Raw genomic sequence first — 18,652 nt, forward strand, 5'->3', positions numbered from 1 at the left:
CCTCGGTGTGCAGGGCGAAGATCGTCTGGAACAGCGGGGTCCTGCTGGCGTCGCGGGGGGCGCCCCGCCCGCCCCGGCCCCCGGCGCGGCGCCCCCCCCCCGCGCGGGTGAGGCGCGGGCCGGAGCTCCCGGGCGGGAGAGGCCACAGGGCCGGAGAGGCACAAGCCCCGGAGAATCACGGAGCCGAGGAGGAGGGCGGACGGAAAGACAGGAGAGGGGGAGGCGGGACGGAAAGCCGGGAAGGGATCAGGCCCAGAGCTGGCCCTCGAGGCGCTCCTCCGCCTCGTCGAGGGTGCCCTCGTAGGCTCCGGTCGACAGGTACTTCCAGCCGCCGTCCGCCACCACGAACACGATGTCGGCGCGCTCACCCGCCTTGACGGCCTTGGTCGCCATGCCGAGTGCCGCGTGCAGGGCGGCCCCCGTCGAGACACCGGCGAAGATGCCCTCGGTGGACAGCAGCTCCCTCGTCCGCCGCAGCGCGTCTCCGGAGGAGACCGAGTAGCGGGTGGTCAGGACCTCGGGGTCGTAGAGCTCCGGGATGAAGCCCTCGTCCACGTTGCGCAGGCCGTAGACCAGCTCGCCGTAACGGGGCTCGGCGGCCACGATCTTCACGTCCGGGACGCGCTCGCGCAGGAAGCGGCCGACGCCCATCAGGGTTCCGGTCGTGCCCAGGCCCGCGACGAAGTGGGTCACGGAGGGCAGGTCCTCCAGGATCTCCGGGCCCGTCGTCTCGTAGTGGGAACGCCAGTTGGCCGGGTTGCCGTACTGGTAGAGCATCACCCAGTCGGGGTTTTCCGCCGCCAGGCCCTTGGCGACCCGTACGGCCTCGTTGGAGCCACCGGCCGCCGGGGAGGAGATGATCTCCGCTCCCCACATCCGCAGCAGCTGGCGGCGCTCCTCCGAGGTGTTCTCCGGCATCACACAGATCAGCTTGTAGCCCTTGAGCCGGGCGGACATCGCCAGTGAGATGCCCGTGTTGCCGCTGGTGGGTTCGAGGATCGTGCAGCCGGGCCGCAGCAGCCCGTCCTTCTCCGCCTGCTCGATCATCCAGAGCGCCGGGCGGTCCTTGATCGAGCCCGTCGGGTTGCGGTCTTCGAGCTTGGCCCAGATCCGCACGTCCGCTGAGGGGGAAAGGCGGGGGAGGCCGACCAGGGGGGTACGGCCAACCGAGTCGATCAGTGAGTCAAAGCGCATGGTGTAGGGCTTCCGCCTCGTGTTAACAAACAAGAAACATCGGCGTGAGCCACCGCCCGGTCCGGCGGTGGCTCATACGTCGCTAGCGGGAGCCGCCGGCCACGGCGGGCAGAACGGTGACCGTGTCGCCATCGCTGAGCGGGGTCTCCAGGCCGCCCAGGAAACGGACGTCCTCGTCGTTGAGGTAGACGTTCACGAAACGGCGCAGCGCGCCCTTGTCGATCAGGCGGTCCTTCAGCCCGGGGTGCCGGGCGTCCAGGTCGCCGATCAGCTCCTCCAGCGTGGCGCCCTTGGCGTCAACGGCCTTGGCACCGTCGGTGTAGGTGCGCAGGATGGTGGGAATGCGAACCTCGATGGCCATCGCGGGTCAATCTCCTTGTGTCGTCATGCTGTCGTCAGGGGTGTGCCGTCCACCGGATCGGAACACCGGCGGGCACGGGGGGATTCCGGAAGGGATTCCAGAGCTGCCGGTCAGCGACAGTCGTAGACGACGTCGGAAGGAGTGTGCGCGAACAGGAAGTTCTGCACGGGCGCGAGACCCACGCGCCGGACCCACGCACCGGGACGTGAGAGCACGACGTCCTCCAGGCTCGGGTCAGCGGTCATCATGACGACCAGTCTACCCAAAGGGGTCTTCTCCCTCACGGCCGTATCGCCCTCTGGGACGTCGGTCACCCGGAAACGCCCCGGACGACCACCGTCAGGCCCCTGGATATCGGTCACCCGGAGACGACCGTGACCTCTTCCTCGCTCACCACGCCGTCGAGGATGCGGTACGACCGAAACTCGGCCTCCTCCCCCAGTTCCTCGCGGGTGGAGACCAGCACGTAGTGGGCGTTCGGCTCGGAGGCGTAGCTGATGTCGGTGCGCGAGGGATAGGCCTCCGTCGCGGTGTGGGAGTGGTAGATGACCACCGGCTCCTCGTCGCGGTCGTCCATCTCGCGCCAGACGCGCAGCTGCTCCAGCGAGTCGAAGCGGTAGAACGTCGGCGACCGTTCGGCGTTCTCCATCGCGACGAACCGCTCCGGGGAGTCGGAGCCGATCGGTCCGGCGATCACGCCGCAGGCCTCGTCAGGGTGGTCGGCCCGGGCGTGCGCGATGATCTTGTCAACCAGTTCCCTGGAGATCGTGAGCATGTCTGGAAGTTACCAAAGGGCACGGACCAGGGTGTCCTGGAGGTAGGTCAGCCAGTCGTAGGTGACGAACGCCGGGTAGCGTGGGTCGTCCTCCGTCATCCCGGCGATCTCGTCGTGAACCTCCTCGGTCACCTCAAGACGGATGCCGAGTGCCAGCCGTACGTCGTTCAGCGCGCGCATCCACGCCTGCGCCTGCTCGCGGGTGAGCTCGACCCTGCCGGGCTCCGCGCTGTCGAGCATGGTCTGCGCGTCGGCCCGCTTGCCGTCGCGCAGGGTGGCCTCGGTGTAGCGGCGGAACTCGGCGGACTGCTCCGCGTCCTCGTAGGCCGAGGGGAAGAGCCTGGCCAGGACGGGATCGGCGGACTGCTCGGAGGGGCCGATGCCCAGCGCGCGCTCCAGCGGGTCGTCCCCGGTCTCCCCCGGCTCGATCAGGCCCAGGATCTGGGAGACCAGCGAACGCAGGATGGAGACCTCCGCGGCGTCGAAGACGGTGATGACACTGCCTCCGTGGCCCCGCCTGAACCCCGAACTCACCGCTCGCTCACCACTCCCGCTCGTCTCCCCGCTGTCTCTTCCGCACGCCCCACGCCGTGCCGGGCCCCGCACCCTAACGGACCTCACCCCGTGTCAGATCTCGCACCCCGCGCCGCGACGGTGCCCGGCGCCGCCACGGCCCGTGCCGTACGGGTGCCCTCGATCACGAATCCTGCTGCAGGGTGGCCCACAACCCGTAGGAATGCATGATCTGCACGTCGCGCTCCATCTCCTCGCGCGTGCCGCTCGACACCACCGCCTTGCCCTTGCGGTGCACGTCCAGCATCAGTTTCTCCGCTTTCTCCTTCGAGTAGCCGAAGACGGACTGGAAGACGTACGTGACATAGGACATCAGGTTGACCGGGTCATTCCAGACAATCGTCAACCACGGCAGATCGGGCCGCACGTCGATTGACGGACGCTCGACCTCCATTGGAGCGGTGCTACCCACATACACCAGTCTGCCCTACCGCGGGCTTAGTCTTCGACTCGTGACGATGAGCATGAGCAGGGCGTTGCTGACAGATCACTATGAGCTGACAATGCTGCAGGCGGCGCTGCGCAGCGGAGTCGCGTCACGTCGCGCGGTGTTCGAGGTGTTCGCCAGGCATCTGCCCGAGGGGCGACGGTACGGGGTGGTCGCGGGCACCGGGCGGCTGCTGGAGGCACTGCGCGACTTCCGGTTCGGCGCGGAGGAACTGGCCTTCCTCAGCGAGAACCAGGTGGTCGACGCCCGCACCCTGGAGTTCCTCTCCGGCTACCGGTTCTCCGGCGACGTGTACGGCTACCGCGAGGGCGAGTGCTACTTCCCCGGCTCCCCCATCATCACCGTCGAAGGCACGTTCGCCGAAGCCGTACTGCTGGAGACGGTGATCCTGTCGGTCCTCAACCACGACTGCGCGATCGCCGGGGCGGCCTCCCGCATGGTCCACGCCGCCGGATCCAGGCCGATCATCGAGATGGGCTCGCGGCGCACCCACGAGATGGCCGCGGTGGCCGCCGCGCGGGCCGCCTACCTGTGCGGGTTCGCCTCGACCTCCAACCTGATGGCGAGCCACATGTACGGCGTGCCGACCGCGGGGACCGCGGCTCACGCGTTCACGCTGCTGCACGACTCGGAGGAGGAGGCGTTCCAGGCGCAGATCGACTCCCTCGGCGCGGGCACCACCCTGCTGGTCGACACCTACGACGTGGCGGAGGCCGTACGAACCGCCGTCGAGCTGGCGGGCGCCGACCTGGGCGCGGTCCGCCTCGACTCGGGCGACCTGGCGGAGGTCGCCCACGCGGTCCGCGGGCAGCTCGACGCGCTGGGCGCCCACAAGACCCGGATCATCGTCACCAGCGACCTGGACGAGTACACCATCGCGGCGCTGGCCGCCGCCCCCGTCGACGGTTACGGCGTCGGCACCTCGCTGGTCACCGGCTCGGGGGCGCCGACCGCGGCGCTGGTCTACAAGCTCGTCGCCCGGGAGGACGCGGAGGGGATCGTGCGTCCCGTGGCGAAGAAGTCGGTTGGCAAGCCCAGCCGGGGCGGGCGCAAGCACGCCTTCCGGCGGCTCGACACCTCGGGAACGGCCGCCGCCGAGCTCGTCACCGTCTCCGGAGACCGGCCCGCCGACAGCCGCCCGCTCCAGGCCGAGCTGGTGCGCGGCGGGGAGATCGTCGGCTGGGAGGAGCTGGACGCCGCCCGCGAACGGCACCGGCAGGCCGTCGCCGAGTTGCCGTCGACGGCCCGCCAGCTGGCCCGGGGCTACGAGGCCATCCCGACCGTGTTCGACTAGGTTGTGCCCGGGCCTGTAACCAGTCCTTGGCCGTGCTTGACTAGCCATATGGCAACCGCGCTGATCATCGTCGATGTCCAGAACGACTTCTGCGAGGGCGGCAGCCTGCCGGTCGGCGGCGGCGCGGAGGTCGCCGCCGCCATCTCCCGGTACGCCGCCTCGCATGACTACGACCACGTCGTGGCCACCCGTGATTTCCACGTGGATCCCGGCACCCACTTCGCGGACGCACCCGACTATGTGGACTCCTGGCCCGCCCACTGCGTGGCCGGAACCGGGGGCGCGGACTTCCATCCCGCCTTCGACACCGCCAAGGTCGAGGAGGTCTTCAGCAAGGGCGCCAACACCGCCGCCTACAGCGGTTTCGAGGGCAGCTCGCCCGACGGCACGAGCCTGGCCGACTGGCTCACGGAACGGCGGGTCGAGGCGGTCGACGTCGTCGGCATCGCCACCGACCACTGCGTGCGCGCCACCGCCCTGGACGCGGTCGGCAACGGCCTGGCCGTACGGGTGCTGCTGGACCTGACCGCGGGAGTGGCCAGGCAGACGACAGAGGCGGCGCTGGCCGAACTGAAGGCCTCGGGGGCCGTCCTGACCGGCGAACCGGTGATCCGCTCCTGACCCCGTCCCGCCCCGCGCCCGGCGATCCCCCGCCCGGCGGGGCGCCGAAGGTGCTGCGGACCCCACAGGCGGGTCATGAGACGCCCAAAGCGGCCACCACGTGACGCGACAGGAGTATCACGGAGAGTCGTAATCCTCTGACCTCTGGTGGTGATCCCACATGCTCGTGCTCGGTCTCTCGTGGCTGGTTCTGGCCCCGCTTGGCCTGTGGCTGTTGATGCGGGGACGGGGTTCGGCCCGGCTGGGCGCCGCGTTCGCGCTGGTCGGCCTTGAGGCGACCACGTTCTGGGTCAACGGCTCGGCTCTGGCCAGGCCGTCGATTCCGATCGCCCTGCCCGCAACCCCGCCCGCAACCCCGCCCGCTGCCCCCTCCCCTGCGCTCTCCTCGTCCCCGTTCCCCGCGCCGTCCGCCCGGCTCTCCCCCACGCTGTCCCCGACCCCGTTCCCCGCGCCGCCGGGACGCCCGCCTCTGTCCCCCGCCCCGGTTCCCCTCCCGTCGGCGGCCACGCTCAGGACACCGTCCGTCCCCGAGGCAAGGCCCGGCGACACCGGGCGGCCACCGCGCCGTACGGCGGGCAGGCACGGCACACAGCGGGCCGGGAAAGCCCCGAGGAACACCGCGCCCTCGTCGGCCAAGGGGCCCGGCAGGACGGAAGCCCGCTGCCCGACCCTGGTCAGTGTGATCGCTGGGTGGCCCAGTGGCGGATCTTGTCAATCCTCTCCTGAACCTGCTCGGCGGTCGCCTGCGCGATAGCGGGACCGCCGCAGGCCCGGCGGAGCTCGGCGTGGATGACGCCGTGGGGCTGGCCGGTGCGGTGGTTCCACGCGCCGACCAGACCGTTGAGCTCCTTGCGGAGGTTGGCGATGAGCTCGTGCGGGCTGAGCTGGGGCTCCTTCGGCTCCGGGTTGTTCCGCTTGGCCTTGAGCTGGTCGGACTGGCGCTTGCTCAGCAGGGTCCGCACCTGGTCGGGTTCCAGCAGGCCGGGCAGTCCGAGGAAGTCCTCCTCCTCCGGCGAGCCCGGCTCGGCGGCGGTGCCGAACTCGCCGCCGTCGAACAGGACGCGGTCGAAGGTGGCGACCGCCTCCAGCGTCTCGAACGGCAGCTCGTCGCCGACGACGTCGGGATTGTCCTTCTTGCGCTGGGCGTCTTCGAGCAGGAAGTCGTCCAGGCCCTCCTCGGGCAGCTTGCGGTCGAGCACGTGGTCGCGCTCGGCCTCCATCTCCCCGGCCAGCCCCATCAGAGTCGGCACCGAAGGCAGGAAGACCGACGCCATCTCCCCGCGCTTGCGGGCGCGCACGAAACGGCCGACGGCCTGCGCGAAGAACAGCGGCGTCGAGGTGCTCGTGGCGTAGACGCCGACCGCGAGGCGCGGGATGTCGACGCCCTCCGAGACCATCCGGACCGCGACCAGCCAGCGGTCCTGGGACGCGGAGAACTGTTTGATCTTCTTGGACGCCTCGGGGTCATCGGAGAGCACGACCGTGGCGCCCTCTCCGGTGATCGCGCGGATGTGCTTGGCGTAGGCGCGGGCCGTCTCGTGGTCGGTGGCGATGACCAGGCCGCCCGCGTCGGGCACGCCCCTGCGCACCTCGGTCAGCCGCCTGTCGGCCGCCTGGAGCACCTGCCGGATCCAGTCGCCCTTGGGGTCGAGCGCGGCCTTCCACGCCTGGCCGAGCTGGTCCTTGGTGAGCGGTGTGCCCAGCGTCGCGGCGATCTCGTCGCCCGCGCGGGTCCGCCAGCGCATCTCGCCCGCGTAGGCCAGGAAGATCACCGGCCGGACGACGCCGTCCGCCAGGGCCGGGCCGTACCCGTAGGAGTAGTCGGAGACGCTGCGCCGGATGCCCTCGCCGTCCTCGGCGTAGGTGACGAAGGGGATCGGGTTGACATCGGACCGAAAGGGCGTGCCCGTCAGCGCCAGGCGCCGGGCGGCGGGCTCGAACGCCTCGCGAACCCCGTCACCCCAGGACTTCGCGTCGCCCGCGTGGTGGATCTCGTCGAAGATGACCAGGGTCTTGCGCGCCTCGGTCCTGGCGCGGTGCAGCGCCGGGTGCATCGAGATCTGGGCGTAGGTGACGGCGACCCCGACGTAGTCGCGGGAGGTCGCGCCCTGGCTGTTCTTGAACTCGGGGTCGATGGCGATGCCGACCCTGGAGGCGGCGTCGGCCCACTGCTGCTTGAGATGCTCGGTGGGTGTGACGATCGTCACAGACCGGATGATCCCTCGTGACAGCAGATCGCTGACGATGCGCAGGGCGAAGGTCGTCTTGCCCGCGCCCGGCGTCGCGACCGCGAGAAAGTCACGTGGCTCACGCCTGGAGTACAGGTCAAACGCCTCCTGCTGCCACGCGCGCAGCTTCGGCGCGGTGCCCCAGGCGGCACGGTCCGGAAACGAGGGGGACAGGTGGGAGGCGGCGAAAGTGCTCACAGTGTCATCAGCGTAATCGCCGTCACCGTCAGGACGTGCCGATCGGACGAGATCCTCGTCAAGGTCGCCTCCGCGTGCTAGGGGCCTCCACATTCGCGTACGGCTTCGCCCCCCGGCCGCCTCCCTCCGCCTCACGACGCCCCGTCACAGGCGCCAACCGGGCGCGCCCCCACCCCCCGCAACGCCCGGCCCGGTGGATCTTCGCGGTCATGACCTAGCGAATCCCGGCGATCACCGTGTCGATCGTCGTGCGGAGGCGAGGATCGTCCGGCTGAGCCACACCGACCACGACGACCGGCTTTTTCCCCGCGCCGGTGAGCAGGACCAGCCTGAGGTACGCGGGACGGTTGACCACGTCGCGGTACTCGGCTCGCAGGGAACGGCTGTGCCCGCTCCGCCCGCCGACGGTGATCGCCTTGTCGTCCACGACCTTGATCTCGTCACCGTGGAGCAGGAGCCGTCCGTACAGGTCCGCCAGTTCGGCCGTCGTCCCGCGCAGGTCGGTCACCGGCTCGGCGGGCCCCGTCATCACCGTCACCACTCCTTCTCCGCCCGCTATGGTGGTGAACCCGGTGACCGGAGGCACCGCGCCGACCCGCCAGCCCGCGGGCAGCGGATACCCGATGCCGGTGGCGGGGTCGCTCACCCTGGCGGGCCTGGAGTCACTCACCGCCCGGCGCGGAACCTGTTGCAGCAGCAGCGGGGGCAGCAGGACGGCGACTCCGAAGCCGATCGCGAGGCCGACCGCGGCGGCGACCAGCCCGACGAGCAGGCGCCGCAGGCGTCCCGCGGCGCGGCGAGGAGGTGGCGCCGTGGGCGCGCCGTACCAACGGGCCGAAGGCGGGAGTTCGTCCTGCGTCGAGTCGTCGTCGTTGAGCGGCCAGGGCTTGTGAACCTCCCACACGGACTCCTCTGGCCATATCTGCTCCTCGTCCCGTCTCGCCCTCCCTGAGGGCCGCGTCCCGCGTCGTCCCGCTCGCCCGCGTTTCCAGATCTCCCAGGGCCGGTGGTCCTCCCCTCGGAACTCCTCGGACGTCCACCCCTGCCGACCATCGTCAGCCGGTGCCTCGGAAACCCAGCCGGAGCGGTCACCGCCGTCCGCCGGGCCCACGGGTGCCGCCTCCCGGTCGGCCGTCTCGTCCGCGGGATCTCCCGAGGCGCGCTCCCAGAGGCCGGTGCCGTCCCCGGAACCGTCCGGAGCCCCCTCCGCAGGGCGCTCTGCGGCAGGGTCCGCCGAAGCGCCCACGGACTCCTCCCACGCCTTTTGCCGAGGACCGGTCTCCTGCCCGGCCGTCTCCCAGAGAGAGGCCCGGTGCTGGCCGCGTGGACGTCTCTCCGGCGGCCACGGCCGGCGCCCGTCGTCGAGCGGTTCCCTGGGGGACCACACCAGGCGGTCCTCGTCATGGCCGGAATCCCCGGACCGCTCAGACTCCCCGGGCCTGCCGGGGCTCCACGCTCCTCCCGGATCCCGCGTCCCGGTGCCGCCACTTGCCTGGACCTCCGGCTCTCCCGTCGGGTCACCGCCCCGAGCAGGCTCTCCTGTCAGGCCGTCGTCCCGAGCGGGCTCTCCTGGCCGCCACGGCCGCAGCCCGCCGTCCACCTCCGTATCGCCGCCGGACGGCGAAGCGCCCGCGCCCAGCGAGTTCTCCTCACCGTCCACGCCCGGCAGGTCCTCCTCATCGGAGGGCACCGGCTCCTCCCCCAGAGGGACGGGATCATAGAAGGGAGCAGCGTATGGAGGAGCCTTGGCCCGGGACGAAGGCTCCCCGTAGGGCGCGGTCCTGCGACGCCCGTGACGTGCGCGCGCGGGCCTCGCAGCCGGGGCGTAGGGCGTGCCGACGCCGTCGTCCCCTGCGGGGTCGTCAGGCGGCCAGGCCCGGCGATCGCCATCGTGGCCGGCTTCCTGAGACGGCCACACCTGGCGAGGTCGTTCGTCCACGACGCCTGCCCTCCCAGTGGTCACGGTCCTACCGTCCTACCATGCCCGCCCGGCCACGGTCCGGCTATAGGTGATCGTCGTTACCGAAGGGACGAATGAGTCAGGCCGCCTCTCTCATCCGGCCGGCGACGACCACTCCCAGCGCCCCGATCACCGCCATCAGGACGGCGATCGTGGTGTAGCCGGTGGCGATGTCGTCGTGACCGATCACGTTGATGAGGGCTCCGCCGAAGCCGATCGTGAGCGCGCTGCCCAGCGTGTCGACGACCTGGAGGGCGGCGGAGTTGGCCCCCTGCTCCGCGTCCGGCGACTGGCGCATCGCGGTGATGTTGACACTGGTCATGCCGATGCCCATGCCGAATCCCGCGACCACCCAGGCGGGCACGGTGACCCAGCCGGTGACTCCCGGCACGAGCGCGAGCAGCGTGAGCAGGACACCGACGGTGACCGAGACGGCGCCGAGCCGTACCAGCCGGGGACGGTCGAAGTCACGCCGGGTCTGCAGGTAGGAACCGGTCGTCCAGCCGAGCGCGCCGATGGTGAGCGCGACCCCGCCCTCGATGACCGAGAAGCCTCGCACCTGGGTGAGCAGCAGCGGGATGAACGCGTTGATCCCGAAGAAGGCCGAAGAGAGCACACCACGCATCATGATCGTGGTCGGCAGGCCCCTACCGAACAGGAGCGCCCTTGACGGCAGCAGCCTGGGCAGGCCCGCGACCAGGACGACGAGCCCGGCCACGGTGGCGATCCAGCCGGGCACCGGGGCTGTGTGCAGCCGGTCGACGCCGTACAGGAGCGCCCCCGCGCCGATCGCGGTGGCCGCCGCCGCCAGGGTCATCGCCAGCGGCCTTGACCGAGCCCCCGCGGCCCCCGCGGCCCCCGCGGCCCCCGCGGGCGCCACCTCCGTCCCGGGCTCGTCCGGGGAGCCGCTTCCGCCGTCCGGAGAGCCGCTTCCCCGCGCGGTCCCGGACGCCTCCAGGGACACGCCGGGCACCTCGTGAAAGGCGGACTCGGGCGCGTCCTGGGACACGCTCTCCGGGGCGGCGGCCCGGTCCTCGCGCAGGCGTAGCGCGGGCAGGAGCATCACCAGGGCGGGGATCACCAGCGGCACGATGCCGTAGAAGACCCACCGCCATCCGGCCGTCTGGGCGATGAGCCCGCCGAGCCCCGGCCCGACCAGGGCGGGCAGCACCCAGGCCGCCGACAGGGCGGCGAAAACCCTGGGCCTGGCCACTGGTTCGTACACGCGCGCGATCATCACGTAGATCGCCACAATGATCGCGCCACCGCCGAACCCCTGTACGGCCCGCGCCACGATGAACAGTTCCTTGGAAACGGCGGCGCCCGCGACGGCCATGCCGACCACGAACAGGCCGACGCCGAGCAGGAACGGCCAGGCGTGCCCTCGCCGGTCTGACCAAAGCCCGGCGACGACGTTGGCGAACAGGCCCGCGATGAGGAAGGCGGAGAAGCTCATGCCGTACAGGTCGAGCGCGTCGAGGTCCTCGGAGACCGCCGGCATCACCGCACCGATGGACATGCCCTCGAAAGCGATCAGTGTGACGACGAGCAGGATGCCGAAGGTTGCCGTGCGGTAATTCGGACCGAAGATTCGGGGAGGCTGGTACGGAGCGTCAAGCGTCTTCGGTACTGTCACCCGTCAAGGGTAGTGTCCGTTCCCACGCCTCGGTAAAGCGCCCACATCTCATGCATCCTGAGCGCCTGCCCCGCGGTGAACTCCGACATGCAGCGGTCCTGGCCGTAGTCCATGAAGTTGTGGATCGGGTCGGCTCCTCCCCCCTTGCAGGTGTCCTTGCGCGCGGGACAGCCCTCGGTCGGCAGTCCCTCCGGCGGGGTGTCCGCGACCGCGTCGCCAGGCGGCTCGCAGCCGTTCTCGAAGGTGTGCAGCAGGCCCAGCCAGTGGCCGATCTCGTGGACGGCGGTGAACCCCCGGTCGAAGTTCCGCAGCGATCCGCCGGGCAGCGTCCGCCAGTCGACGACCACGCCGTCGAGCTGGGGCTCGTTCCGGTACCAGTAGGGATAGGTCGAGTAGCCGAGCACCAGCTCGCCGAGTTGGGCGACGTAGAGGTTGAGGGTCTCGGGACCACCCTTGCGCGCCTGCTTGATCGAACGCTCGAAACCGAGCGGGTTGCGGAACCAGGTCGGGTTCTCGATCCTGGTGATCCCGTCGAGACGGAACCGGACCCCGGTGTCGGCTCCGCCGTACTGGCCGCCGTACGCGCCGTTGAGCGCGGCGACCTGGGCGTTCACCGCGCTGTCCTGCGCCCCCAGGACGCCCTCGGTGAAGACGTGCACCCAGGTGGGGACGGTGATGGGCGTCGTGGGCCCGCGCCGCGCCCTCGACCGGCGCACCCCGAGGTCGGCGAGCATCTCCGCGACCTGTGCCCGGCCCGGGGCGTACGGCTCGGCCCCACGCTCCGGCGTCGCGCCGCCCCGTCCAAGCGACGCGGCCTGTCCAGACGACACGCCCCGTCCACGCCAAGCACCGCCCCGTACAGGCGTCGCGCGGCCCCGCCTGGATGACGCGATCCCGCGCCCCCGCGCTGCCACTCCCTGCGGCACGGCCCGCGCCCCCGCGTGGCACCCGGAGAGTCCGGTCGAAACTGCCGCCGAGGCGGGGAGAGCAGGCAGGGCACCCGCTGTGAACAGGCACGCCGAAACGACGGCGATCGCACGCCGAGCCATGCACTCCCCCGAGGTGTCACGTTCGCTGGCTGTCAGCCGGCCCCCGGCGACACCCCGACCGTAACCTCATCGGCGGCGATCACCCATGAACAACACTCACTCGTTCTTGTTGTCGTCCCCGCCCTTGGGGAGCCCCTCGTAGATCTCCTTGCACTCGGGGCAGACCGGGAACTTCTGGGGGTCCCGGTTCGGCACCCAGACCTTGCCACAGAGCGCGCGCACCGGGGTGCCGGTGAACGCGCTCTCCATGATCTTGTCTTTCTCGACGTAGTGGGCGAACCGCTCATGGTCGCCGTCACCGTGCGAGAGGTCGGGGCGGATGTCGCTCTCAGGGAGAATCTTCGTGCTCACCCTGACGATTTTATGCCCGCGACACCACGGGTTCGGATCCGGCGCGCGCCGATGTCCCGAACCCGGCCGTCAGACCGGGCGCGTCCCCGGACCAGGCCCGCGGCCGGCTCGGCGGCGAGCGGTCCTGCTTAGACGCCGAGACCAGCCTCGACGGCCCGGGAACGGGTACGGCTCCCGCCGAGCGATGGCGGGAGCCGTACCTGAGAGGGCGGGATCACCCGATGTGAATCGGAGCGTCCTCAGACTTGCGGCCTGCCTTGACGAACAGCGCGAGCACGGCGGCGAGGATCGCGACGCCCGTGCTGACCATGAAGCCGAGGTGCATGCCGTCCAGGAAGGACAGGTGCGAGACCTTGGCCATGGCCTGCACGAGCGGCTCGGGCACGCCCGGCATCATCTGGGAGGTCGGCGCCCCGCCGAACGTCGCCAGCTGCTGCAGCCCGTCGGCCTGCTTTGCGGGAAGTTCGGGGAGCTTGGCCTGCGCCCAGTGGCCGGGGAAGACGTCCGCGACCCTCGCGGAGACGATCGCGCCGAGGATGGCCGTGCCGAGCGCGCCGCCGACCTGCATGGCCGACTGCTGGACGCCGCCCGCGACGCCGCTGAGGTCCTCGGGCGCGTTGCCGACGATGATCTCGGTGGCGCCGACGAAGACCGGCGAGAGACCGAAGGCGAGCAGGGCGAACGGGATCCCGCTGTCCATGAACGTCGCGTCGAGACTGAGCCGGGACATCAGGAACATCGCCAGCGCGGTGATCAGCATGCCGCCCGCGACCGTGACCTTGGTGCCGAACTTGCCGATGAGTACGGCGGCCAGTGGCGAGGCGACGATCATGCCCGCGCTCATCGGCAGCATTCGCAGGCCCGACTCCAGGGGTGACAGGCCATGCACGCCCTGGAAGAAGAACGTGAGGAAGAACATCGCGCCGAACATGGAGAACGCGACGAGCATCATCAGGCCGGTGCCGATGGAGACCGACGTGTTGCCGAAGAGGCTGAGCGGCAGGAGCGGCTCGGCCGAATAGCTCTGCCACCACACGAACAACGCCCCGACGACCACGGCCGCGGCCAGGAAGCCGATGGTCAGCGGGTCGCCCCAGCCCCACTCGGGAGCCTTGATGATCGCCCAGACCAGGGCGAACATCGCGACGGACAGCAGTACGACCCCCAGCCAGTCGACCTTCGACAGGCTCCTCGCCCTGCTCTCGGTGAGCACCCACAGGCCCATAGCCAGGGCGACGACGCCGACGGGGACGTTGATGAAGAAGACAGACTGCCAGCTCACGTTCTCGACCAGCAGGCCGCCGACGATCGGGCCCGCGGCGCTGGACAGGCCGATGATGCCACCCCAGGCACCCATCGCCATCTTCAGCCGCTCACCGGGGAAGGCGACCCGCAGCAGCGCGAGGGCGGCGGGCTGCAGCAGGGCGCCGAACAGGCCCTGGAGCACACGCAGCCCGATCAGCACCCCGACCGAGGAGCTGAGGCCGATCGCGAGCGAGCTGAGCGCGAAGCCCGCGACTCCGATGAGGAAGATCCGCTTGTGTCCGAACAGGTCACCGAGCTTCCCCGCGGTGATCAGGAACACGGCGAGCGCGAGCAGGTAACCGCTGGTCACCCACTGCAGGTCGGAGAGAGAGGCCTTGAGGTCCTGAGCGATCACCGGATTGGCGATGGAGACGACGGTGCCGTCGAGCATCACCATGATCACGCCAAGTGATACCGACAGGAGGGTGAGCCAGGGGTGCCCCTGCTTCGCCGTGTCCGGATGCGACGGTGGTGGTGCGGCCACCGTCTTGGCTTGTGCCATGGAAGGGGTCCCCTCGTGAGTTCTTCGCCCCCGCTTGAGTCGCTTGAGGCGTCAACTCACGGTAATTTATGACAGTTGCTGACAAGTGACAAATTCTTGCATGCGGCACCCCATGACTTATGGCAGACTGTGAACAATACGTTCCGGAGAGGTGACACGCATGGGTCAGTTCGGCCTACGCGAGCGGAAGAAGCAGAAGACCCGGCTTGCGCTGATCGACGCCGCCCTCGACCTGTTCGCCGAGCAGGGTTACGAGGCCACGACCGTTGACCAGATCGCGGCCGCGGCGGACATCTCGCCTCGCACGTTCTTCCGCTATTTCGCGACCAAGGAGGACGTCGCCCTCTCGCTGCCCCTCGACGGCCAGGAGGTCATGCTCGCCGAGCTGGCCGCCCGCCCGCCCGAGGAGCCCCCGTTCACCGCGCTCGGTCACGCCATGCGTGCGGTGGTCACCATGCTAGGGGAGGGGGATCTCGCCGACACGACCAGGTTCCTCAAGGCGCGCGAGCTGATCGAGAACACCCCGGCGCTCTTCGCCGGGAGCATGCGCCGGATGATGGGCAACGAGCAGCGGCTGGTCGCGGAGATCGCCCGGCGCGAGGGCGTGGACCACGACGACCTGCTGGCGCACTTCGTCGTCGCGCTGTTCACCTCGGTGGCCAGGACGGGCTTCGAGCAGTGCCGAGTGACCGGCGTCCACGCGATCGACGCCATCGCGCACCGCCTCGAGGCGGTGCTGTCACTGGCCGAGGATTCGCTGCGCCCCGGCTGGGATCGCCCCGGCACCCGCCCCGACGCCCCCGCCCGTTCCGGCGCCCCTGCCCCCGCCCGTCCCGACGCCCGCCCCGGCCCCGCCTTTCAGTTCATCGACGGATCGTCGGGACAGGTCGCCACGTAGGCGAGCTCGTCGGGCTGGCGGCGGAGCACCGCCCGCCACAGTGATCCGGGGTCGTGATAGAAGGTGTCGCCCGGCTCGGAGTCCACGACGTACCACGCGCCCTGGCCGATCTCGGCCTCCAGCTGTCCCGCCGACCATCCGGCGTATCCCGCGAAAATCCGCATCTGGGCGATCTCCCCGGCGAGGATCTCAGGCGGGGCGTCGAGATCGACGGTGCCGAGCCTGGAGACCGCCGCGATGCCCGTGTGCAGCCGCCGCCAGCCGAGGGGTTCCTGCCCGCTCGGGACCGCGGCCAGAGCCAGGGCGCTGTCGGTCTGCACCGGCCCTCCCTGGAACAGCACGGACGGGCCGGTCACCATGGCGTCCCAGGTGGGCAGCACCTGCGTCACCGAGATGTCGCTGGGCCGATTGAGCACCACGCCCAGAGTGCCGCCGTCGAGGTCGTGCTCCAGGACGAGGACCACGCTCCTCCGGAAGTTGGGGTCGTCGAGCTGCGGCGTCGCCACCAGCAGGCCACCGACGTAGATCGCCTCCGCCATGTCTCCATCATGATGGGTGAAAGGCGTGTCGTGCTGCGCTACCTCCAGTCCAGATCTTCTGAATCTCACACTGCGTTACATAAAGCAGTCAAATGGGAACTCTACGTATAGATCGCTAAATGGGGGATTAATGAGGCAGGTCGGCCAGCTGACCGCGATGACACCCGCGGCGTTCTTCGCCCTGGCCTTCCTGGCCATGGCGGCCACCGTCTCCCCGGCCCAGGTGGACGTCACGGTCTCGCCTGTCTCCTGCCGGACCGGCAAGGCCACGGTCACACTGTCGGCGGGGGAAGGGCTCGACCATGAGACGGGATTCAGCGTCCACCGGGACGGGCGGGCCGTGCACGAGGGCAAAATCGGCCCCGGAAAGAACCGCACGGTAACCGTCCGCGTCCCACCGGGCCACTCGGCCAGGATCGCGGTGAACGTCGAGGGACAGGACGAGACCAGCAGGACCGTCAGGTCCTCGTGCGAGAGGCGGCGGCCCCGCGCGACGGCTCCGGAGCCGCTACGGCCCCGGAGCCTTGGCTGTCACGCCTCGGTCATGCCGCTGCGCGCCCTGCCACCCGCGGACTCGCGCACGGCCGCCGCGACGGTGCCGGCCACGTCCGCGTGGAACACGCTGGGGATGATGTAGTTCGGGCCGAGCTCCTCGGGGGTGACCACGGCGGCCAGCGCCCTGGCCGCCGCCAGCAGCATCTCCTGGGTCACCACGCTGGCCTGCGCGTCGAGCAGGCCGCGGAAGACGCCGGGGAAGGCGAGCACGTTGTTGATCTGGTTCGGGTAGTCGGAACGGCCCGTGGCGACCACGGCCGCGTGCTCGCGCGCGTCGTCGGGCGAGACCTCGGGCTCCGGGTTGGCCAGGGCGAAGACCACCGCGCCGTCGGCCATCGTCGCGATGTCGTCGCCGTTGAGGATGCCGGGAGCGGAGACGCCGATGAACACGTCGGCGCCCTTGACCGCGCCGCGCAGGTCACCGGCGTAGCCCTCGGCGTTGGTGTGGTCGGCGATCCACCTGAGCGAGTCGTCCAGGTCGTCACGTCCGCTGTGCACCGCGCCCAGATAGTCGCAGACGATCACGTTGTGGGCGCCGGCCGCGAGCAGCAGGCGCAGCACGGCCGTACCGGCCGCACCGGCCCCGGCGAGGGCGATGCGGACCTCGCCCAGCTCCTTGCCGACCACGCGCAGCGCGTTGGTGAGCGCGGCGAGCACGCAGATCGCGGTGCCGTGCTGGTCGTCGTGGAAGACCGGGATGTCCAGCAGCTCACGCAAGCGCCGCTCGACCTCGAAACAGCGCGGCGCGGAGATGTCCTCCAGGTTGATGCCGCCAAAGCCGGGGGCCATGACCTGGACGGTCCGCACGATCTCGTCGACATCCTGGGTGTCGAGACAGATCGGCCAGGCGTCGATGTCGGCGAAGCGCTTGAAGAGCGCCGCCTTGCCCTCCATGACGGGGAGCGCGGCGGCGGGGCCGATGTTGCCGAGGCCGAGCACCGCGGAGCCATCGGTGACCACGGCGACGCTGTTGCGCTTGATGGTCAGCCGCCTGGCGTCCTCGGGGTTGCGCGCGATGGCCATGGAGACCCGGGCGACACCGGGCGTGTAGGCCATGGACAGCTCGTCACGGTTGCGCAGCGGCACCTTCGACTTCATCTCGATCTTGCCGCCGAGGTGCATGAGGAAGGTGCGGTCGGAGACCTTGTGGATGACGACGCCTTCCACGGCCTCCAGCTTGTCGACGATCGCCTGGGCGTGGTCGGTGTCACGCGCGGCACAGGTGACGTCGATGCGCAGGGTTTCGTGCCCGGCGGTGGTGACGTCGAGGGCGGTGACCACACCTCCGGCGGACTCTACGGCGTGGGTGAGCTGGCTGACGGCCTTGCCCCCCGCGGGCACCTCAAGGCGCACGGTAATGGAGTAAGACACGCTCGGCACGGTGGCCACAGTCATCCGCTCCTTTGCGACCGGACTGGTTGGAGTCCCTCCATCGTGCCACCAACCGGCGGGTGTCCGCGCCGACCTGAGTCAGCTCAGAGCTGTCGATGCGGTCACAATCAGCTCGACGCATGTGTCGACGGGAAGGCTCGTGCTGTCCAGCACCAGGTGGTAGAGGGTCGGGGAGGCCGGGTCCGCGCGGTAGAAGTGGCGGACGTAGGCGCCCCGCGCCCGGTCGTTGTCCTCGATGAGCCTGCGCGCCTCGCGCTCGGTCACCCCGGTCAGGGTCGCGGTCTGGATCACCCTGCGGCTCAGCGGGGCGTCGAGCCGCACGTGCAACGCGCCGGGGTGGTCGGCCAGCACGAGCGCGGCCGCCCTGCCGAGGATCACGCCGCCCTGGCCCCGGGCGACCTGTCTGATCACCCGTTCGGTGTGGGCGACGAAGTCCTCGGCGGGCAGAGGCATGGATCCGGGGATGTATATGTCCAGGCCGCCGAAGCTCGCCGTCGGCAGCCGCATGGCTCCGGACAGCAACCTGCCGAGCCCGTGTTCGGCCCGGTCGTCGTGGACGAGCGCGTCCTCAAGGCTGCAGCCGAGCTCGACGGCCACCGCGCTGGGGATGGCCCGGTCCAGGAAGGGCACTCCCAGGCGTCCGGCGACCGCCGGGCCGATCACGCTGCCGGCGGTGCCGTACGTCGCTGAGATGGTGACGACCCGCATGTCCTGTTCATGCCCGGAACGCATGGCTTTTCACGCGCCGAGGACCGGGGGTCTCCCCGCGGGGA

20 protein-coding genes are annotated in these 18,652 nt (G+C 70.4%); 4 read left to right on the forward strand and 16 right to left on the reverse strand.

Annotated elements, in window-relative coordinates:
- Positions 1–246: 246 nt before the first annotated feature.
- From AB0395_RS35890 to clpS, 6 genes are all read right to left on the reverse strand, one after another.
- Positions 247–1,194 (reverse strand): cysteine synthase, encoded by a 948-nt coding sequence (locus tag AB0395_RS35890; protein ID WP_366288690.1) that lies wholly within the window; start codon positions 1,192–1,194, stop codon positions 247–249.
- An 82-nt stretch (positions 1,195–1,276) separates the two neighbouring features.
- Positions 1,277–1,555, reverse strand: a complete 279-nt coding sequence (locus AB0395_RS35895; RefSeq protein WP_366288692.1) for a MoaD/ThiS family protein — start codon at positions 1,553–1,555, stop codon at positions 1,277–1,279.
- Between the two features lie 110 nt (positions 1,556–1,665).
- A complete protein-coding gene (locus AB0395_RS35900) occupies positions 1,666–1,803 on the reverse strand; it encodes a hypothetical protein (protein WP_366288694.1) in 138 nt (45 codons plus the stop codon).
- A 110-nt stretch (positions 1,804–1,913) separates the two neighbouring features.
- Positions 1,914–2,330 carry a M67 family metallopeptidase gene (locus AB0395_RS35905; protein ID WP_366288696.1) on the reverse strand — a complete coding sequence of 139 codons (417 nt, stop codon included), beginning with the start codon at positions 2,328–2,330 and terminating at the stop codon, positions 1,914–1,916.
- Positions 2,331–2,339: 9 nt separating this feature from the next.
- Positions 2,340–2,864, reverse strand: a complete 525-nt coding sequence (locus AB0395_RS35910; protein ID WP_366288698.1) for a DUF2017 domain-containing protein — start codon at positions 2,862–2,864, stop codon at positions 2,340–2,342.
- A 163-nt stretch (positions 2,865–3,027) separates the two neighbouring features.
- The gene (clpS, locus tag AB0395_RS35915; protein WP_366288700.1) at positions 3,028–3,315 is read right to left on the reverse strand and encodes an ATP-dependent Clp protease adapter ClpS; all 288 of its coding nucleotides are present in this window, start codon (positions 3,313–3,315) and stop codon (positions 3,028–3,030) included.
- Positions 3,316–3,361: 46 nt separating this feature from the next.
- Between clpS and AB0395_RS35920 the strand changes: the two genes are divergently transcribed.
- A complete protein-coding gene (locus AB0395_RS35920; RefSeq protein ID WP_366288776.1) occupies positions 3,362–4,645 on the forward strand; it encodes a nicotinate phosphoribosyltransferase in 1,284 nt (427 codons plus the stop codon).
- A gap of 48 nt (positions 4,646–4,693) precedes the next feature.
- Positions 4,694–5,266 carry a nicotinamidase gene (locus AB0395_RS35925; protein WP_366288702.1) on the forward strand — a complete coding sequence of 191 codons (573 nt, stop codon included), beginning with the start codon at positions 4,694–4,696 and terminating at the stop codon, positions 5,264–5,266.
- A 117-nt stretch (positions 5,267–5,383) separates the two neighbouring features.
- Here AB0395_RS35925 and AB0395_RS35930 read toward each other — a convergent pair whose 3' ends face one another.
- From AB0395_RS35930 to AB0395_RS35960, 7 genes are all read right to left on the reverse strand, one after another.
- Positions 5,384–5,884 carry a hypothetical protein gene (locus tag AB0395_RS35930; RefSeq protein WP_366288704.1) on the reverse strand — a complete coding sequence of 167 codons (501 nt, stop codon included), beginning with the start codon at positions 5,882–5,884 and terminating at the stop codon, positions 5,384–5,386.
- Between the two features lie 56 nt (positions 5,885–5,940).
- Complete coding sequence (locus tag AB0395_RS35935) at positions 5,941–7,692, reverse strand: DEAD/DEAH box helicase (protein WP_366288706.1); 1,752 nt, start codon at positions 7,690–7,692, stop codon at positions 5,941–5,943.
- Between the two features lie 214 nt (positions 7,693–7,906).
- Positions 7,907–9,382 carry a hypothetical protein gene (locus tag AB0395_RS35940; protein WP_366288708.1) on the reverse strand — a complete coding sequence of 492 codons (1,476 nt, stop codon included), beginning with the start codon at positions 9,380–9,382 and terminating at the stop codon, positions 7,907–7,909.
- A 349-nt stretch (positions 9,383–9,731) separates the two neighbouring features.
- Positions 9,732–11,288 (reverse strand): MFS transporter, encoded by a 1,557-nt coding sequence (locus AB0395_RS35945; protein WP_366288710.1) that lies wholly within the window; start codon positions 11,286–11,288, stop codon positions 9,732–9,734.
- On the reverse strand, positions 11,285–12,118 hold the full coding sequence (locus AB0395_RS35950) for a zinc metalloprotease (RefSeq protein ID WP_366288712.1): 834 nt from the start codon (positions 12,116–12,118) through the stop codon (positions 11,285–11,287). The genes AB0395_RS35945 and AB0395_RS35950 overlap by 4 nt, the downstream gene beginning before the upstream one ends.
- A 315-nt stretch (positions 12,119–12,433) precedes the next feature.
- A complete protein-coding gene (locus AB0395_RS35955) occupies positions 12,434–12,688 on the reverse strand; it encodes a DUF3039 domain-containing protein (RefSeq protein WP_366288714.1) in 255 nt (84 codons plus the stop codon).
- A gap of 214 nt (positions 12,689–12,902) precedes the next feature.
- Positions 12,903–14,495, reverse strand: coding sequence for an MFS transporter (locus AB0395_RS35960; protein WP_366288716.1), 1,593 nt, complete (start codon positions 14,493–14,495; stop codon positions 12,903–12,905).
- Positions 14,496–14,655: 160 nt separating this feature from the next.
- On the opposite strand from AB0395_RS35960, the gene AB0395_RS35965 reads away from it, so the two are divergent.
- Complete coding sequence (locus AB0395_RS35965) at positions 14,656–15,393, forward strand: TetR family transcriptional regulator (RefSeq protein ID WP_366288718.1); 738 nt, start codon at positions 14,656–14,658, stop codon at positions 15,391–15,393.
- On the opposite strand, the gene AB0395_RS35970 is transcribed toward AB0395_RS35965, so the two are convergent.
- Positions 15,354–15,932 carry a YqgE/AlgH family protein gene (locus AB0395_RS35970; RefSeq protein ID WP_366288720.1) on the reverse strand — a complete coding sequence of 193 codons (579 nt, stop codon included), beginning with the start codon at positions 15,930–15,932 and terminating at the stop codon, positions 15,354–15,356. The two genes, AB0395_RS35965 and AB0395_RS35970, sit on opposite strands and share 40 nt — an antisense overlap.
- 130 nt (positions 15,933–16,062) lie before the next feature.
- On the opposite strand from AB0395_RS35970, the gene AB0395_RS35975 reads away from it, so the two are divergent.
- Entirely contained in the window at positions 16,063–16,569 is a 507-nt protein-coding gene (locus AB0395_RS35975; RefSeq protein WP_366288722.1) for a hypothetical protein, read from the forward strand.
- Here the strand turns inward: AB0395_RS35975 and AB0395_RS35980 are convergent.
- Positions 16,464–17,876: an NAD-dependent malic enzyme gene (locus AB0395_RS35980; RefSeq protein WP_366288778.1), complete on the reverse strand. Its 1,413-nt coding sequence runs from the start codon at positions 17,874–17,876 to the stop codon at positions 16,464–16,466. The genes AB0395_RS35975 and AB0395_RS35980 overlap by 106 nt on opposite strands.
- A gap of 81 nt (positions 17,877–17,957) precedes the next feature.
- Positions 17,958–18,587, reverse strand: coding sequence for a cytidylate kinase-like family protein (locus tag AB0395_RS35985; protein ID WP_366288724.1), 630 nt, complete (start codon positions 18,585–18,587; stop codon positions 17,958–17,960).
- Positions 18,588–18,652 lie beyond the last annotated feature (65 nt).

The organism is Streptosporangium sp. NPDC051023, assembly GCF_040689595.1.
Taxonomy (GTDB): Bacteria; Actinomycetota; Actinomycetes; order Streptosporangiales; family Streptosporangiaceae; genus Streptosporangium.

Excerpts from the sequence above, each read along its gene's own strand:
- AB0395_RS35965 (WP_366288718.1), top strand. The coding sequence starts at position 14,656 with ATGGGTCAGTTCGGCCTACGCGAGCGGAAGAAGCAGAAGACCCGGCTT.
- AB0395_RS35960 (WP_366288716.1), bottom strand. The coding sequence starts at position 14,495 with ATGGCACAAGCCAAGACGGTGGCCGCACCACCACCGTCGCATCCGGAC.
- AB0395_RS35895 (WP_366288692.1), bottom strand. The coding sequence starts at position 1,555 with ATGGCCATCGAGGTTCGCATTCCCACCATCCTGCGCACCTACACCGAC.
- AB0395_RS35890 (WP_366288690.1), bottom strand. The coding sequence starts at position 1,194 with ATGCGCTTTGACTCACTGATCGACTCGGTTGGCCGTACCCCCCTGGTC.
- AB0395_RS35905 (WP_366288696.1), bottom strand. The coding sequence starts at position 2,330 with ATGCTCACGATCTCCAGGGAACTGGTTGACAAGATCATCGCGCACGCC.
- AB0395_RS35925 (WP_366288702.1), top strand. The coding sequence starts at position 4,694 with ATGGCAACCGCGCTGATCATCGTCGATGTCCAGAACGACTTCTGCGAG.
- AB0395_RS35900 (WP_366288694.1), bottom strand. The coding sequence starts at position 1,803 with ATGATGACCGCTGACCCGAGCCTGGAGGACGTCGTGCTCTCACGTCCC.
- AB0395_RS35985 (WP_366288724.1), bottom strand. The coding sequence starts at position 18,587 with ATGCGGGTCGTCACCATCTCAGCGACGTACGGCACCGCCGGCAGCGTG.
- AB0395_RS35975 (WP_366288722.1), top strand. The coding sequence starts at position 16,063 with ATGAGGCAGGTCGGCCAGCTGACCGCGATGACACCCGCGGCGTTCTTC.
- AB0395_RS35970 (WP_366288720.1), bottom strand. The coding sequence starts at position 15,932 with ATGGCGGAGGCGATCTACGTCGGTGGCCTGCTGGTGGCGACGCCGCAG.
- AB0395_RS35920 (WP_366288776.1), top strand. The coding sequence starts at position 3,362 with ATGAGCATGAGCAGGGCGTTGCTGACAGATCACTATGAGCTGACAATG.